Source organism: Actinokineospora sp. PR83, from assembly GCF_021056305.1.
GTDB classification, from domain to species: domain Bacteria; phylum Actinomycetota; class Actinomycetes; order Mycobacteriales; family Pseudonocardiaceae; genus Actinokineospora; species Actinokineospora spheciospongiae.
Map to the genome: position 1 here is coordinate 25522 of NZ_JAJCXD010000017.1, position 18340 is coordinate 43861.

Annotated in this window: 2 protein-coding genes; both read left to right on the top strand. The window is 75.1% G+C overall.

Annotated features, from left to right (window positions below; all coding sequences use genetic code 11):
• Positions 1–90 precede the first annotated feature (90 nt).
• On the top strand, positions 91–12177 hold the full coding sequence (locus tag L6E12_RS35025; protein WP_308074233.1) for a non-ribosomal peptide synthetase: 12087 nt from the start codon (positions 91–93) through the stop codon (positions 12175–12177).
• Entirely contained in the window at positions 12170–18340 is a 6171-nt protein-coding gene (locus L6E12_RS05885; RefSeq protein WP_236226856.1) for a non-ribosomal peptide synthetase, read from the top strand. Before L6E12_RS35025 ends, L6E12_RS05885 begins: the two co-directional genes overlap by 8 nt.

Consider the following 18340-nt stretch of genomic DNA (forward strand, 5'->3'; position numbering starts at 1 on the left):
CTTGATAGGTAAGGCTTTCCTAAATTAACATCCGGAGCCGGGCGCTGGACCACTGGTGTTCCGCCTGCCGAACGAGGAGGGGCTACCCCGGTGACCGACGACGCCCGCGCTCGCAAGCGCGCCCTGCTGCGGCAGCGGCTCGCCAAGTCCGGACTCACCGCCGCGCAGGTCGCACCGATCACCCGCCGCGCGCCCGGGGCGCAGGCACCGCTCTCCGACGCGCAGCGGCGGATGTGGCTGCTCCAGCGGCTCGACCCCGGGTCGACCGGGTATGTCCTGTGCGCGGCCATCCGGCTGTCGGGGGTGCTGGACACCGACGCGCTGCTCGCCGCGATCGCCGCGGCCTGCCGTCGGCACGAGGTGCTGAGCACCGTGTACCCGGACGCCGGGGAGCAGGTCGTGCGGCCGGGGTTGAGCCCGGTGCCGCTGCTGGTCGAGGGGGACGAGCGCACCGCCAGGGAGGTCGTCGCGGAGCTGGGGCGGACGCCGTTCGACCTCGCCGAGGAGTCGCCGCTGCGGGTGCGGGTGGTCAAGTCGGCACCTGACCAGCACGTCCTGGTGCTCGTCGCGCACCACATCGCCTGGGACGACAGTTGCTGGGAGATCCTGCTCGGCGACATCTCCGCCGCCTACCGCGGTCAGGACCTGGTGGCGCCCGCGGTGGACTACGCCGACTACGCGGCCTGGGAGCAGGAACAGGACCGCTCGGCGCAGGTGGAGTACTGGCGGGCCGCGCTGACCCCGCTGCCGGAACCGCTGGCGCTGCCGCTGGACCGACCGCGACCGCAGAAGGTGGGCGAGGACGGCGGGCGGCGGCACCGGACCGTGCGCGTCGCCCGGCAGGTCAGGGAGTTCGCGCGGGCCGAGGGCGTCACCCCGTTCATGGTGCTGTCGGCGGTCGTGTCCGCGGTCCTGCACCGCTACACCGGCAGTTCCGACGTCACGCTCGGCACGCCGACGGTCGACCGCTCGCGCGACGAGGTCGCGGGCGTGATCGGGAACTTCGGCAACACCGTGGTACTGCGCTCCACAGTGGACGGCCACGGCAGCTTCCGGGAGCTGCTCGCGCACGTCCGCGAGGTGTGCGCCGGGGCCTACGCGAACGCGGCCCTGCCGTTCGACCGGCTCGTCGCCGACCTCGCGCCGGAGCGCGGGTCGACCTCGGTGCTGTTCGACGTGCTGTTCTCCCTGCGCACCGAGGTCCTGCGCGGACTCGACATCCCGGGGGTGAGCGCCGCCGACATCCCGGTGCACAACGGCACCGCGCAGTTCGACCTGGCCTTCGCCGCCGTCCTCACCGACGACTCCCTCGACCTCGAAGCCACCTACCGCAGCGAACTCTTCGACGACGAGACGGCCGACGCGCTGCTGCGGCACACCGACCGGCTGCTGTGCGCCGTCCTGGCCGACCCGGACGTGCGCGTCGCCGACGTCGACCTGCTCGGCGCCGAGCGCGAGCGCGTCCTGCACGACTGGAACGCCACGGCCGCCGAGGTGCCCGCGACGACGCTGCCGGAACTGCTGGCGGCCCAGGTCGCCGCGACCCCCTCGGCCCCGGCGCTGGTGTTCGAGAGGCGGCGGCTGACCTACGCCGAGTTCGACGCCGAGACCGCCAGGGTGGCCGCCGCGCTGCCCGGGGTGGGGCCGGAGAGCGTGGTGGCACTGCTGCTCCCGCGCTCGGTCGAGCTGGTGGTGGGCATCTGGGGCGTGCTGCGCGCGGGTGGGGCGTACCTGCCGGTGGACCCGGACTACCCGGCCGACCGCATCGCGTACATGCTCGGCGACGCGCGGCCGGTCACCGTCCTGACCACGCGGGCGATGCTCGACCGGTTGCCCCCGGGAACCCCGCACATCCTGCTGGACGAGCCGCTGCCGGCCGGCGTTCCGTCCACTGTGGAACTGCGACCGGAGCACCCGGCCTACGTGATCTACACCTCCGGGTCGACCGGGCGCCCCAAGGGGGTGGTGGTCCCGCACGCGGGGATCGTCAACCGGCTGCTGTGGATGCAGCACGAGTACCGGCTGGCACCGGGGGAGCCGGTGCTGCAGAAGACGCCGTCGAGCTTCGACGTGTCGGTGTGGGAGTTCTGCTGGCCGCTCATCGTCGGCGCCACGCTGGTGGTGGCCCGGCCGGAGGGGCACCGCGACCCGTCGTACCTGGCCGAGCTGATCCAGGCCGAGGGGGTGACGACTGTCCACTTCGTCCCGGCGATGCTGCGGGTGTTCCTCGACGACCCGTCGGCGGCGCGGTGCACGGGGCTGCGGCGGGTGCTGTGCAGCGGTGAGGCGCTGCCCGCCGACCTGGCGGCGGCGTTCGCGTCCGTGCTCCCCACGGTGGAGCTGCACAACCTGTACGGGCCCACGGAGGCGTCGGTCGACGTCAGTTCGCAGCCGAGCGCGGCCGGGCTGACCACGGCGACGGTCCCGATCGGTCGACCGGTGTGGAACACGTCGCTGTACGTGCTCGACCGGGACCTGCGACCGGTGCCCGCCGGGGTGGCCGGGGAGCTCTACATCGCGGGCGTGCAGCTCGCCAGGGCGTACCTGGGGCGACCGGACCTGACGGCGTCGCGGTTCGTGGCCGACCCGCACGGGGCGCCGGGATCGCGGATGTACCGGACCGGCGACGTGGCCCGGTTCTCCCGCGACGGGGTGCTGGAGTACCTCGGGCGGGCCGACGACCAGGTGAAGCTGCGCGGCCTGCGGATCGAGCTGGGCGAGATCGAGGCGGTGCTGGCCGGTCAGCCCGGGGTCCGGGGTGCGGCGGTCGCGGTGCGGTCCGGTCAACTGGTGGCGTTCCTGGTCGGCGACGCCGACTGGAGGTCGGTCCGGGCCGAGGCCGCGGCGGTGCTGCCCGAGTACATGGTGCCCGTGGTGTGCGTGCCCGTGCCGTCGCTGCCGCTGAGCCCGAGCGGCAAGCTCGACCGCAAGCGCCTGGCCACGGCCGAGGAGTACGCCCCCCGCGCGACGGCGGTGGCCAGGGAACCGCGGACCGAGCGCGAACGGGTGCTGTGCGGACTCGTGGCGGAAGTCCTGAACCGGCCGACCGTTGCCCCGGACGACCGCTTCTTCACCATCGGCGGCGACAGCATCCAGGCCATCTCCCTGGTCGCCCGCGCCCGCGCGGCGGGCCTGGAGTTCACCCCGCGCGACGTGTTCGACCAGCAGACCCCGGCGGGCCTCGCCGCGGTCGCCGTCGAGTCCGACACCGACGTGCACGCCACCGACGGCACCGGCACGGTCCCCGCCACCCCCATCATGGAGTGGCTGCGCGGGCGCGGCGACGCCATCGCCCGGTTCAGCCAGACCGTCCAGCTCCAGGTCCCCGCGGGCACCGACCCCGCCGCGCTCACCGCCGCCCTGCAAGCCGTCCTCGACCACCACGACGCCCTCCGCGCCCGCCTGCTCCGCTGGGCCGACTCCCCGTGGCAGCTCGACATCCCCGCCCCCGGTGTCCTCGACGCCGCGGCGGTCCTGCGCCGCGTCGACACCGCGGGCCTGCCCCCGCACGCCGTCGACGCGCTGGTGGACGCCGAGACCACCGCCCACCGCGCCCGCCTCGACCCCGACGCGGGCGCCATGACCTGGCTGACCTGGTTCGACGCGGGCGCCGACGAGCCGGGCCGCCTGCTCTGGACCGCGCACCACCTGGTGGTGGACGGCGTCTCGTGGCGGGTCCTGATGTCCGACCTCGCCGACGCCCACGCGGCCACCTCGGCGGGCGCCGCACCGGTGCTGCCCGCCGTGCGCACCTCCCTGCGCGCGTGGTCCCGCAGCCTCCCCAGCCACGTCCCCGCCGCGACCCGGCGACCGTGGCCCGCCTCCGACCAGGAGCACCTGCCCATGTCCCGCCCGCTGGACCCCACCAGGGACACCGCCGCCACCGCGGCGGTCCTGCGCCGCACCCTCGACGCCACCGCCACGGTCCCCCTCCTCGACGACGTCCCCACCGCGTTCCACGCCACCACCCACGACGTCCTCCTCGCCGCCCTGGTCATCGCCACCACCGACTGGCGCCGCCGCCACGGCGGCCACGGCACCGCCCTGACGGTCGACCTGGAGGGCCACGGCCGCGACCTCGGCGGCGACCTGTCCCGCACCGTCGGCTGGTTCACCAGCCTGTACCCGGTCCGCCTCGACCCCGGCCCGGTCGACCCGGACGACGCCATGGCGGGCGGCTCCGCCGCGGGCGAGGCCCTGCGCCGCGCCAAGGAACAGCTCGCGGCCACCCGGGACGCGTCCTCCCTGTACGGCATCGCCCGCCACCTCGGCGGGGCCGTCGAACCCGGGCCCGCCCCGGTGATCGGCTTCAACTACCTCGGCCGCTTCGACGCGTCCGGCGCCGACTGGGGGCTGACCGGTGGCGACCGGGCCATGCGGGCCGGGGTGGACCCCGAACTCGCCGTGGCCCACGCCATCGAGGTGACCGCCGACGTGCGCGAGCACCCGGACGGCCCCCGGCTCTCGGTCACCTGGGAGTGGGCCACCGGTGTGCTGTCCGAGAACGCCGTCAACGACCTGGCCCACGCCTGGTTCCGGGCGCTCGCGGGCCTCGCCGCCCACGCGAAGACCACCCGGACCACCCTGACCCCCGCCGACGTCGCCCTGACCGGCCTGGGCCTGCCCGCTGTCACCGCCCTGACCGCGGGCATCGACGCGGTCGACGTCCTCCCGCTCACACCGCTGGCGGAGGGGCTGCTCTACCACGCCCTGGGCGGCGGCGACCGCCCGCAGCCGGACCACCGCGCGCCGGGCGCGGGGGTCGGCAGCGGTGCGGAGCTGGGCGGCGGTGCTGCGGGGGCGGACCCCTACACCGTGCAGCTCAGCGTCGAGCTGCGCGGGGACGTCGACCCCACTGTGCTCCGGCGTGCCGCGGACTCGGTGCTGCGGCGGCACCCCGTGCTGCGGTCGCGGTTCCGGACCGCACCCGACGGGCGGGCGTTCGCCGTGGTCGCCAAGAACGCCGCGGCCGAGTTCACCGTGGCCGACGCGGTCGACGAGCGGGCCGAGCGGGAGAAGCCGTTCGACGTCGTCAACGGGCCGCTCATCCGGTTCTCGTACGCGCGCGGCAGCCGACTGCTGGTGCTGACCTGCCACCACCTCCTGCTGGACGGGTGGTCGCTGGCGGTTGTGCTGCGGGAGTTGTTCGAGCTGTACGGCACGGGGGGCGACCACGCGCCGCTCAAGGCCGCACCCCCCTACCGGGACTACCTCGCCTGGCTCGCGGTGCGGGACACCGACGCCGCCGTGCACGCGTGGCGGCGCGCGCTGGCCGGTGTCGACACCCCACCCCCGGCACCGGCCACGGGAGCGCCCCGGCAGTTGAGCCGGGACATCGCCGCCGCGGGGATCACCGAGCGGGCGCGGCGGTCGGGTGTCACGGTCAACACCGTTGTGCAGGGGATGTGGGCGTTGCTGCTCAGCGCGAGCACGGGGCGCACCGACGTGGTGTTCGGGACCGTCGTGTCGGGTCGGCCCGGGGAACTGGCGGACGTGGAGCGGATGGTGGGGCTGTTCATCAACACCGTGCCGGTCCGGGTCACCCTCGACCCGCGGGAGACCGTGGGTGAGCTGCTGGGCAGGGTGCAGCGCGAGCAGGCGGCGCTGCTCGACCACCAGCACCTGGGGCTGGCCGACATCCAGCGGGCCGCCGGGCGCGACCGGCTGTTCGACAGCCTGGTGGTGTTCGAGAACTACCCGCTCAGCCCGGCCGACCTGCCGGACCCCGGGCCCGGGGTGGAGGTCGTCGAGGTGCGCGGGTACGACGCCACGCACTACCCGCTCGGGCTGACGGTGATCCCGGCGGGCGACCGGCTCACGCTCGCCGTCAACCACCGGGCACCCGCCGTCACCGAGGCGGCGGCCCAGCGGGTGCTGGACCACCTCCTTTCCCTGCTGGAAATGGACTTCGACGTCCGCGTGGGGGCAGTGGACCTCACCGCGGGCACAACCGCGCCGATCCGTCCACAGGAGACGCGGACCCTGCCGGAGTTCTTCCGGGAGCAGGCCAGGCGCACACCGGACGCCCCCGCGCTGACCGGGGCAGCACTGGACCGGACCTTCGCCGAACTCGACGCCCACACCGACCGGGTGGCGCGGGTGCTCGCCGCGCACGGGGTCGGACCGGAGGTGGCCGTCGGGCTCGCCCTGCCGCGCGGGGAGATGGTGGTCGGGTTGCTGGCCGCGCTGAAGGCGGGCGGGGTGGCCGTGCCGATAGACCCGGCCGACCTGGTCCGGCACGTGCTCGACGACGCCGCGCCCAAGGTCGTCCTGTCCACACAGGACGTGGACCACCCGTGCGTCGTCCGGCTCGACGACCTCCCCGCGGCCGAGGCCGAGCCGACGGCGGCGACCGCCGCGAACGCGGCCTGCGTCATCCACACCTCGGGCTCGACCGGGCAGCCCAAGGGCGTCGTGGTCGACCACGGCAACCTCGCCACCCTGTTCACCGGCCACCGCGACACCCTGTTCCGCCACGCGGGCGGGCGCGCGCTGCGGGTCGCGCACACCGCCTCCTTCTCCTCCGGCTCCGCGTGGGACCCGGTGCTGTGGATGGTCGGTGGCCACCTCCTCGACGTCGTCGACGACACCACCCTGTGCGACGCGGAGGCGCTGGCCGCCTACGTCGCCGACCGGCGGATCGACTGCCTCGGCCTGACCCCCGCGCACCTCGCGGCCGTCGTGGAGCACGGGTTGCTCGACGACGGCGGGCACTGCCCGGAGCTGCTCATCACCAGCGGCGACGCGGTGTCCGCGAGCCTGTGGGAGCGGCTGCTCGACGTGCCGGGCAGCAGCCCGCACAACCTCTACGGCACCACCGAGACCACGGTCGACGCCTACCGGTGGGACCGCACCGGCGGTGCCGCCGTCGCGGGCGCCCGGCTCTGCGTGCTGGACGCCTTCCTGCGGCCGGTGCTGCCGGGCGCGGTGGGGGAGCTGTACGTCGGCGGGCCGGGCGTCGCCCGCGGCTACCTCAACCGACCGGGGGCGACGGCGGAGCGGTTCGTCGCGGGCCCGGACGGGTCGCGGTTGTACCGGACCGGTGACCTGGTGCGGTTCGACGAGGACGGGGTGCTCGTCCACGTCGGCCGGGCCGAGGACCAGGTGAAGATCCGCGGGGCGCGCGTGCAGCCACGCGAGGTGGAGGCCGCGTTGCTGCGGCACCCGTCGGTGTCGGCGGCGGCCGTGGTGGTGCGCGACGAGCGGCTGATCGCCTACGTCGTGGGCGGGGCGGCCGACGAACTGCGGGCGCACCTGTCCGACGCGCTGCCCGCGCACCTGGTGCCCGACGCGTTCGTGGCGCTGACCGAGCTTCCGCTGACGCCCAACGGGAAACTGGACCGGGCCGCGCTGCCCGCGCCCGCCGTGGAGGCGGCCTACCGGGCGCCGCGCGACCCGCGCGAGCAGATCGTGTGCGAGCTGTTCGCCGACGTGCTCGGTGTCGCGGAGGTCGGTGTCGACGACGACTTCTTCCGACTCGGCGGGCACTCCCTGCTGGCCAGTCGGCTGGTGAGCCGCATCCGGTCGGTGCTGTCGGTCGAACTGCCGGTGCGGACGCTGTTCGACTCGCCGACCCCGGCCGAGGTGGCGCTGGCGGTGCGCAACGGCGGCGCGGCGCGCCCGCCGCTGGTCGCCGGGGAGCGGCCGGAGGTCGCGCCGCTGTCGTTCGCGCAGCAGCGGCTGTGGTTCCTGCACCAACTGGAGGGGCCGAGCCCGACCTACAACATCGCGTCGGCGCTGCGGCTGCGCGGCGCGCTGGACGTGGCGGCGCTGTCGGCGGCGGTGGACGACGTGCTGGCGCGGCACGAGGCGCTGCGGACGGTGTTCCCCGTGGTCGACGGGGTCGCCCGGCAGGTGGTGCGGGACCGGGCGGACACCGGGCTCGTGGTCGTCGACGGCGTGGACCTCACCGCCGCGGCCCGGTACGAGTTCGCCCTCGCGGTGCAGACGCCGCTGCGGGTGACCCTGTTCCGGGCCGGGCCGGACGAGCACGTGCTGCTGTTCACGCTGCACCACATCGCCGGTGACGGCTGGTCGTTCATCCCGCTGACCAGGGACCTCAGCACCGCCTACCGGGCGCGGATCGCGGGCGAAAGTCCTGAGTGGACCCCGTTGCCGGTGCAGTACTCGGACTTCTCCGCGTGGCAGCGGGAACTGCTGGACGGTGCCGAGGCCGAGCGGCAGGCGCAGTACTGGCGCGAGGCGCTGGCGGGCATCCCCGACGAACTGGCCCTGCCGACGGACCGGCCCCGGCCCGCCGAGTCGTCCTACCGCGGCGGGCTGGTGGAGTTCGCGATCCCCGACGAGCTGACGCGGGGCGTGCGCGCGGTCGCGGCGGCGGTCGGGGTCAGCCCGTTCATGGTGTTCCAGGCGGCGCTGGCGGTGGTGCTGGAGCGGCTCGGCGCGGGGACGGACATCCCGCTGGGCACCCCGGTCGCCGGGCGGCTGGACTCGGCGCTGGACGACGTCGTCGGCTCGTTCGTGAACACGCTGGTGCTGCGGACGGACCTGTCCGGCGCCCCGACCGTGCGGGAGCTGCTGGGGCGGGTGCGGCAGGTCGCCCTGGGCGCCTTCGAGCACCAGGACCTGCCGTTCGAGCGGCTGGTGGAGATCCTGAACCCGGTGCGGTCGGCGGCCAGGCACCCGCTGTTCCAGGTGATGCTCGCCTACCAGAACAACGCGCCGGTGCGGCTGGCGCTGCCGGGGCTGGAGGTGTCCGACGAGGTCGTCGACACCGGGGTCTCGTCGTTCGACCTGACCTTCACCGTGGTCGACCGGCCGGGCGCGGCCATGGCCGGGTTCGTGGAGTACAGCGCCGACCTGTTCGACGCGGCGACCGCCGCGGGCATCGCGGAGCGGCTGGTGCGGGTGCTCTCCGGGTTCGTGTCCGACGTGGACGCCCCGGTGTCGGCCGTGTCGGTGCTGTCGGCCGACGAGCGGCGGTCGCTGCGCTCCGGCGGGACCGTCGCGGGGGAGGCGCCCGAGTCGGTCGTCCCGCTGCTGGCGGCGCAGGCCGGGGCCACGCCGGACGCGGTCGCGCTGGTCGCGGGGGAGCGGCGGGTGACCTTCGGCGAGTTGGCGGCGCGGGTGTCGCGGGTCGCGGCCGGGCTGCGGGCGCGGGGGGTGGCGGCCGAGGTGCCGGTGGCGGTGTCGCTGCCGCGCTCGGCGGACGCGGTGGTGGCGCTGTTCGGCGTGCTGGCGGCGGGCGGGGTGTACGTCCCGGTCGACCCGGACCACCCGGCGGAGCGGGTCGAGCAGATCCTCGCGGAGGTCCGGCCGGTGCTGAGGTTGTCCACAGGGGCGGACCTCGCCGACCTCGAACTGTCGGTGCCCCCCGGTAGCGTTGAAATCGGGGGTCCCCCTGGGAAGTTGATCTTGGATGTCGCTCGCGGCGGTGCCGCGGAAGGTGTTCGCGGGGCCCGGGGCAGTGCGGGCAGCGCTGGGGGAAGTGCTCACGGGGCAGGCGGTGCCGGGGGAGGCGTTCGCGGTGTCGAGGACAGCGGCCGGGGCGCCGGGATCCGGGGTGGGGACGCGGCGTACGTCGTGTACACCTCCGGGTCCACGGGGCGGCCCAAGGGTGTCGTCGTCGAGCACCGGGCGCTGGGGAACCTGCTCGCCGAGCACCGGGCGAACCTGTTCGGGCCGGAGGAGGAGCGCCTCGGGCGGAAGGCCCGGGTGGCGCTGACCGCGTCGTTCTCCTTCGACGCGGTGTGGGACGCGTTGCTGTGGCTGGTCTCCGGGCACGAGGTGCACGTGCTCGACGACGCCACCCGGGCCGATCCGCGGGCGGTCGAGGACTACGTGCGGCTGCACCGGGTCGACGTGCTGGACGTGACCCCGTCGTTCGCCGGGCGGATGAGCGGGTGGCCGGATGTCCTCGTCCTGGGCGGGGAGGCGGTGGACCCGGCGCTGTGGGAGGCCGTGGCCCGCGGCGGGACGCGCGGGTACAACCTGTACGGGCCGACCGAGTGCACCGTGGACGCCCTGCGGGCGACCGTCGACGGCACGCCGAACGTGGGTGTGCCGGTGGTCAACACCGGGGCGTACGTGCTCGACGCGGCGCTGCGGTTGGTGCCCGCCGGGGTGGTCGGGGAGCTGTACCTCGACGGCGCGCAGGTGGCGCGGGGGTACGCGCGGCAGCCGGGGAGGACCGCCGAGCGGTTCGTGGCCAACCCGTTCGGCCCGGCGGGCAGCAGGCTCTACCGGACCGGTGACCTGGTGCGGCGCCGCCGGGACGGGGTGCTGGAGTTCGTCGGCCGGGCGGACGAGCAGGTGAAGATCCGGGGTCACCGGATCGAGCCGGGCGAGGTCGCGGCCGTGCTGCTGGAGCTGCCCGGGGTGACCGGGGCCGTGGTGGTGGCGCGCGACGGCGCGCTCGTCGCCTACGTCGTCGGGTCGGTGGAGGGGCTGCGGGCGCGGTTGGCCGAGCGGCTGCCGGACTACCTGGTGCCCGCGCACTTCGTGCCGCTCGACGGCATCCCGTTGACGGCCAACGGCAAGGTCGACAAGGCCGCCCTCCCCGCACCGGAGCGCAGGCAGCGCGAGGACCGGCCGCGGACGGCGACCGAGGACATCCTCTGCGCCGTGTTCGCCGACGTCCTCGGCCTCGACCGGGTCGACCCCGAGGAGGGGTTCTTCGAGCTGGGCGGCGACAGCATCGTGTCGATCCAGCTCGTCAGCCGGGCCAGGGCGGCCGGGTTGCTGATGACCGCCAAGGACGTGTTCCGCCACCACACCCCGGCCGCGCTCGCCGCCGTCGCGGTGCCCGCGGGGACCGAGGAGGGCGTCAGCGAACCGGAGGGCGCCGCCCTCGGGCTGGTGCCGGAGACACCGATCGTGGCGTGGCTGCGCGAGGTGGGCGGGCCGATCGGGCGGTTCAGCCAGTCGATGGTGCTGCGCGTCCCGCCGGGCAGCGCGCAGCGGTACGCGCAGGCGCTGCAGGTGGTCCTCGACCGGCACGACGCGCTGCGCGCCCGGCTGCACCGCGGCGACACCTGGTCGCTGGAGGTCGGGCCGGTCGGGTCGGTGTCGGCGGTGACCTGCCTGCGGCGGGTTCCGCTGGAGGGCGCCGAGGTGGCCGCCGAGGCCGGGCAGGCGCAGGCCGGGCTCGACCCCGACGCCGGTCGGATGGTGCGGGCGGTGTGGTTCGACGCGGGCGCCGACCCGGGGCTGCTGCTGCTCGTCGTGCACCACCTGGTGGTCGACGGGGTGTCCTGGCGGGTGATCATCGACGACCTGCGGGCGGCGTGGGAGACCGGGGCCGCGACCACGGTCCCCGGCACGTCGCTGCGCGGGTGGGCGCGGCTGCTGGGCGAGCAGGCGACCCGGCCCGCCGCGCTGGCCGAGCTGGCGGTGTGGCGGGAGGTCGGGTCGCACCGGCCCGGACTGCCGCTGCGCCGCGCCCTCGACCCGGCCACCGACACCACCGCCACCCTGCGCTCGCTCACCCGCACGCTGCCCGCCGAGCACACCGAGCCGCTGCTGAGCACGGTCCCGGCCCGCTTCCACGGCGGGGTCGACGACGTGCTCCTGGCCGGGCTGGCGCTCGCGGCGCAGGACGGGCTGCTGGTGGAGCTGGAGGGCCACGGCCGCGAGACCGAGGTCGCGGAGGCGGCCGGGCTGCGGGCCGACCTGTCGACGACGGTCGGCTGGTTCACCTCCGCCTACCCCGTGCACCTCGCCCCCGCCACCGACGCGGAGAAGGCGGTCAAGACGGTGAAGGAGCAGTTGCGCGCCCTGCCGCGCGACGGCATCGGCTTTGGCCTGCTGCGCCACCTCAACCCGTCGACCCGGGCGGAGCTGGCGCACATCAAGCCGCCGGTGAGCTTCAACTACCTGGGCCGGTTCAGCAGCAGCGACGCGCTGTGGTCGGTGGCCGACGAGTCCACCGCCGTGCCGCTGGGCGCCGACCCGGACATGCCGGTCCCGCACGCCCTGGACATCACCGCCGCGACCCGCGACCTGCCGACCGGACCCGAGCTGACCGTCACCTGGTCCTGGCCGGACGGGGTGCTGGACGAGGCGTGGGTGAGCGCGCTGGCCGACGGGTGGTTCGCCGGGCTGATCGCCATCGTCCGCGCCGATGTCGGCGGTCACACCCCCTCCGACCTGGACCTGGTCGACCTGAGCCAGGACGAGATCGACGAGTTCGAAGCCGAATGGAGCACCAGTGAGTAGGCCCAAGGGGCTCGACGACATCCTGCCGCTCTCGCCGCTGGCCGAGGGCCTGCTGTTCCAGTCCGAACTGGACAGCGCGGGCCCGGACGTCTACACGGTGCAGCTCGTGCTCGGGGTCGACGGCCCGCTCGACGCCGAGCGGCTGCGCCGGGCCGCCGAGGCGCTGCTGGTGCGGCACCCGAACCTGCGGGCGGGTTTCCGCCGCCGCAAGAACGGCACGGCCGTGGCGCTCATCCCGAGCCGCGTCGAGCTGCCCTGGCAGTACCTGGACCGGCCGGAGCACGACGTGGCGCTGGCCGAGCGGGAGCGGCGGTTCGTGCCCGCCAAGCCGCCGCTGATCCGGTTCGCACTCGTCCGCGAGCACGACACCCGGCACCTGCTGGTGATCACCAACCACCACGTGCTGCTCGACGGCTGGTCGACGCCGCTGCTCGTCGCCGACCTGTTCGCCCTCTACGACGACCCGGCGGCGCTCAAGCCCGCGCCGCCGTACAAGGACTACCTGTCCTGGTTGGCCAGGCAGGACCGCCCGGCCGCCGAGTCGGCGTGGACGCGGGCGCTGGCCGGGTTCGCCGAGCCGAGCATGGTCGCCCCGAGCGAGGGCACCCGCGCGCCGCTGGCCCCGGAGCGGGTGCGGCGCGTCCTCGACCCGGCGCTCACCCGCGACCTGGACGCGCTGGCCCGGTCGCGCGGGGTCACCGCGGCGACGATCGTGCAGTTGGTCTGGGGCACGCTGCTCGCCCGCGTCCTGGGCAGGCACGACATCGCCTTCGGCACCGTCGTGTCCGGGCGCCCGGCGGAGCTGCCCGGGGTCGAGGACATGGTGGGGTTGTTCATCAACACCGTGCCGGTCCGGTTCACCCTGCGTCCACAGGAGACGGTCTCGGGGGCGCTGGCCCGCGTCCGCGACGAGCAGGCCGCGCTGCTGGCCCACCAGCACCTGGGCCTGTCGGACATCCAGCGGCTCGTCGGCGGCGGCGACCTGTTCGACACCATGGCCGTCTTCGAGAACTACCCGTTCGACCAGGAGGAGGCGCGCAAGCCCGTCGCCGGGCTGACCCTCTCGCTGGTCTCCGACAGCGACGCCGCGCACTACCCGCTCACGCTGACCGCGCTGCCCGGCCGGGAACTGGCGCTGCACCTGGCCTTCCGCCCGGACGTGTTCGACCGCGCGCACGTCGAACGCCTCGCCGACGCCGTGGTGCACCTGTTCGAGCGGGTCGTGGCGGACCCCGACCGGCCGGTGGGCACCCTCGGCCTCACCGCCGGGGTGCCCGAGGAGTGGAACGCCACCGGTACCTACCCGCGCACGACCCTGCCCGCGGAGTTCGCCAAGAACGTCCGGGCGAAGCCGAACGCCGAAGCGCTGGTGTGCGAAGGCGAGAGCCTGACGTACGCGGAGCTGGACGAGCGCACCGATGCCCTCGCCGCCGTGCTCCAGGGGCACGGCGTCGGACCCGAGCAGGTCGTGGCCGTCGCCGTGCCGCGCGGGGTGGACCTGGTCGTCTCGCTGCTGGCCGTGCTCAAGGCGGGCGGCGCCTACCTGGCGCTGGACCCGGACTACCCGGACGACCGCCTCGCCCTCATGGTCGACGACGCCCGCCCCACCGCCGCCATCGCCACCCCCGACCTCGCGGGCCGCCTCCCCGGCATCCCGGTCGTCGACCCCACCGCGACCGCTCCCGGGTTCACCGCCCCCGACCTGCTGCCCGAGCACCCCGCCTACGTCATCTACACCTCCGGTTCCACCGGCAGGCCCAAGGGCGTCGTGGTCCCGCACGCGGGCATCGGCAAGCTCATCGGCACGCACACCGAGAAGCTGCTGGTCACCCCGGACAGCCGGGTCGCCCAGTTCGCCTCGCCCGGGTTCGACGTGGCCTGGTGGGACCTGGTGCAGGTCATGTGCACCGGCGGCACCCTGGTGGTCGTCCCCGCCGAGCGCCGCGTCGCCGGGCCCGCGCTCACCGACTACCTGCGCGAGCAGCGCGTCACGCACGCCATCCTGCCGCCCGCGCTGCTGGCCGCGCTCCCGGAGGAGGCCGCGCTGCCCGAGGGCATCACCCTGCTCGCGGGCACCGAGGAGGTGACGCCGAAGCTGGTGGACCGGTACTCGCCGAACCGGTTGATGTTCAACGCCTACGGGCCGACCGAGGTCAGCGTGAACTCCACCCTGGGCCGGTGCCGCCCCGGCATGTCCGCACCCGTCCCGATCGGCCCGCCCGACCCCGGCACGCGCGCCCACGTGCTCGACTCCGGGCTCTCGCCCGTGCCGGTCGGCGTGGTGGGGGAGCTGTACCTGGCGGGCGACGGCCTCGCCCGCGGCTACCTCAACCGGTTCGACCTGACCGCCGAGCGGTTCGTGGCCGACCCGTTCGGCGAGCCCGGCACCCGGATGTACCGCACCGGCGACCTGGTGCGGTGGAACGCCGAGGGGGCGCTGGAGTTCGTCGGCCGGGCCGACGACCAGGTGAAGATCCGCGGGTTCCGGGTGGAGCCGGGGGAGATCGCGGCGGCGCTGCTGCGGCGGCCGGAGGTGTCGGCCGCGGTGGTCGTGGTCCGGCAGGAGGGACCCGGTCAGCGCTCGCTCGTCGCCTACCTCGTGCCCACCGCCGGGAGCACCGCGGACCCCGCTGAGCTGCGCAAAGCCCTCGCCGCGGAGCTGCCGTCGGCGTTCGTGCCGTCGGCGTTCGTGGTGCTGGACCGGCTGCCGGTGCTGCCCAGCGGCAAGCTCGACCGCGCGGCGCTGCCCGCCCCGGACGCCGCCGCGCAGCCCGCCGGGCGGCGCCCGCGCGACCCGCGCGAGGAACTGCTGTGCGCGGCGTTCGCCGAGGTGCTGGGCGTGCCGGTCGGGATCGACGACGACTTCTTCGGCCTCGGCGGGCACTCGCTGCTGGTGCCCAGGCTGACCGGGCGCATCCGGGCGACCCTGGGCGCCGACCTGCCGCTGCGGGCGGTGTTCGAGGCGCCCACGGTGGCCGCGCTCGCCGCCCGGCTTGACGGGGCGCGCAGGCAGGTTCCGCTGGTCAGGGTCGCCCGCGGGGCCACGCTGCCGCTGTCGTTCGCCCAGCAGCGGATGTGGTTCCTGTACCGGCTCGACGGCCCGACGCCGACCTACAACATCCCGTTCGCCGTCAAGCTGACCGGCCCGCTCGACCGCCGCGCGCTCGCCGCCGCACTGTCCGATGTGGTCGAACGGCACGAGAGCCTGCGCACGGTGTACCCCGAGGTCGACGGCGTCCCGCACCAGCACGTCCTGGACGTCACCCCGACCCTGGACGTGGTGCCCGCCGCCGACGGCTCGCTCACGTCGAAGCTGGCGGACGCCGCCGCGCACGCGTTCCGGATCGACGAGGAGATCCCGCTGCGGGCCACCGCGTTCGCGGTGTCGGACACCGAGCACGTGCTGCTCCTGCTGGTGCACCACATCGCCGCGGACGGCGCCTCCGCGCTCCCGCTGCTCGACGACCTCAACACCGCCTACACCGCCCGCGCCCACGGCCGGGCGCCCGCCTGGCGCGAGCTGCCGGTGCAGTACGCCGACTACGCGGTCTGGCAGCGCGAACTGCTCGCCGACGACGGCGACGTGCTGCCGCAGCAGGTCGAGTTCTGGTCGCAAGCGCTTGCCGGGCTGCCCGAGGAGCTGCCGCTGCCCACCGACCGGCCCCGCCCTGCGGTGGCGGGCCGGGTCGCCGGTGACGTGGAGTTCGAGCTGCCCGCCGCGACCCACCGGGCGCTGCGCGAGCTGGCGAAGGCCACCGACACCAGCCTGTTCATGGTGTTGCAGGCGGGCCTCGCCGCCCTGCTGACCCGGCTCGGCGCGGGCACCGACATCCCCATCGGCGCCCCGGTCGCGGGCCGCACCGACGACGCGCTCGACGACCTGGTGGGCTTCTTCGTCAACACCCTGGTCCTGCGCACCGACACCTCCGGTGACCCGGCGTTCACCGAGCTGCTGGGCCGGGTCCGGGAGTTCGACCTGGCCGCCTACGCCCACCAGGACATCCCGTTCGAGCGGCTGGTGGAGGTGCTCAACCCGGCCCGGTCGCTGGCCAGGCACGCGCTGTTCCAGGTGATGCTGGCCTTCCAGACCATGCCCGCCGACGCGCTGACCTTCGGCGACCTGGCGGTGGAACCCGCGTCCACCGGGCCGGGCGGGGCGAAGTTCGACCTGTCGTTCGACCTGCTGGAGGTCGAGGGCACCGACGGGCTCCGCGGTGTGCTGGAGTACCGGGTCGACCTGTTCGACGCGGCCACCGCCGCCAACGTGGCCGAAAGGTTCGTCCGCTTCCTCGACGCGGTGGCCACCGACCCGAAGCGACCCATCGGCCAAGTCGACATGTTGACCCCGGCGGAGCGCGACCGCGTCCTGCACGACTGGAACGACACCGCCCTGCCCTACGACGGTCCGGGCACGCTGCCGGAGCTGTTCGCCCACCAGGCCGCCGCCACCCCGGACGCCACCGCGCTGGTCTGCGAGGACACCCACTACACCTTCGCCGAGCTGGACGCCGCCGCGAACCGGCTGGCGCACGGGCTGATCGCACGCGGGGCCGGGCCGGAGAAGGTCGTCGCGCTGCTGCTGCCGCGCACGGCCGAGACGGTCGTGGCGATCCTGGCGGTGCTCAAGTCCGGTGCGGCGTACCTGCCGGTCGACCCGGCGTACCCGGCCGACCGGCTGCAATTCCTGCTCTCCGACGCCGAACCCGTGCTGGTGCTGCGGCCCAAGGACATCGACACCGCCCTGAACTCCTCCGACGGCACAGCTCTCAGCGCGTTCCCGGCCACCGCGCCGCAGACCGGTCTGCGGCCCGAGCACCCGGCGTACGTGATCTACACGTCCGGGTCGACCGGGGTGCCCAAGGGCGTGGTGGTCGAGCACCGCAGCGTGGTCAACCTGTTCGCCTCGCACCGCGAGACGCTCTACCGGCCCGCCGTGGACCGCGCGGGCGGGCGGCGGCTGAGGGTTGCGCATAGCTGGTCGTTCGCCTTCGACGCGTCCTGGCAGCCGCAGCTCTGGATGTTCGACGGGCACGCGCTGCACGTGGTGACCGAGGACGTCCAGCGCGACCCGGACCTGCTGGTCGGGCTGATCGAGCGGGACCGGATCGACTTCATCGAGGTCACCCCGTCGCACGCGGTGCAGCTCGCCGCCGCGGGCCTGTTCCGCGACGGCCGCTGCCCGCTGCTGGTGCTCGGGGTCGGCGGCGAGGCGGTGCCGTCCACGCTGTGGCGCGACATCCGCGAGCTGGAGGGCACCGAGGGGTACAACCTGTACGGCCCCACCGAGTCCACTGTGGACGCGCTGGCGGCGCGGATCGGCGCGAACCCGCGCCCGGTCGTCGGCCGCCCGACCGCGAACACCCGGGCCTACGTGCTCGACCGCGCGCTGCGGCCGGTGCCGCCCGGCGTGCTCGGCGAGCTGTACGTCGCGGGCGCCGGGCTCGCCCGCGGCTACCTCGACCGGGCCGGGCTGACCGCGGAGCGGTTCGTCGCCGACCCGTACGGGCCCGCCGGGGCGCGGATGTACCGCACCGGCGACCTGGTGCGGTACCTGCCGGACGGGTCGCTGGACTACGTCGGCCGGGCCGACGACCAGGTCAAGGTGCGCGGCTTCCGGATCGAACCGGGCGAGGTCGCCGCGGCGCTGTCGCGGCACGACTCGGTGGCCCAGGCCGTGGTCGACGTCCGCGAGGACACCCCGGGGGACAAGCGGATCGTCGGGTACGTGGTGCCCCGCACCACCCTCGACCTGCCCGCCCTGCGCGCGCACCTGTCCGCCGCCCTGCCGGACTACATGGTCCCCTCGGCTTTCGTGGAACTGGCGGCCCTGCCGCTGACCGCGCACGGCAAGCTCGACCGGCGTGCCCTGCCCGCCCCCGACCCGGCCCCGCCGACCGGCACCCGCGAACCGGCCACCCCGCTGGAGGAAGTCCTCTGCGCGGTGTTCGCCGAGGCGCTGGGCAAACCCCGCGTCGGCGCCGACGCCGACTTCTTCGCCGGTGGCGGGCACTCGCTGCTGCTGGTCCGGCTGCGCGACCGGATCGAGGCCGCCACCGGCCACCGGGTCGCCGTCGCCGACCTGTTCACCTCCCCGACCCCGGCCGCGCTCGCCGAGCGCATCACGGCCGCGTCCACGCACGACACCCCGGCCATGAGGAGCTGA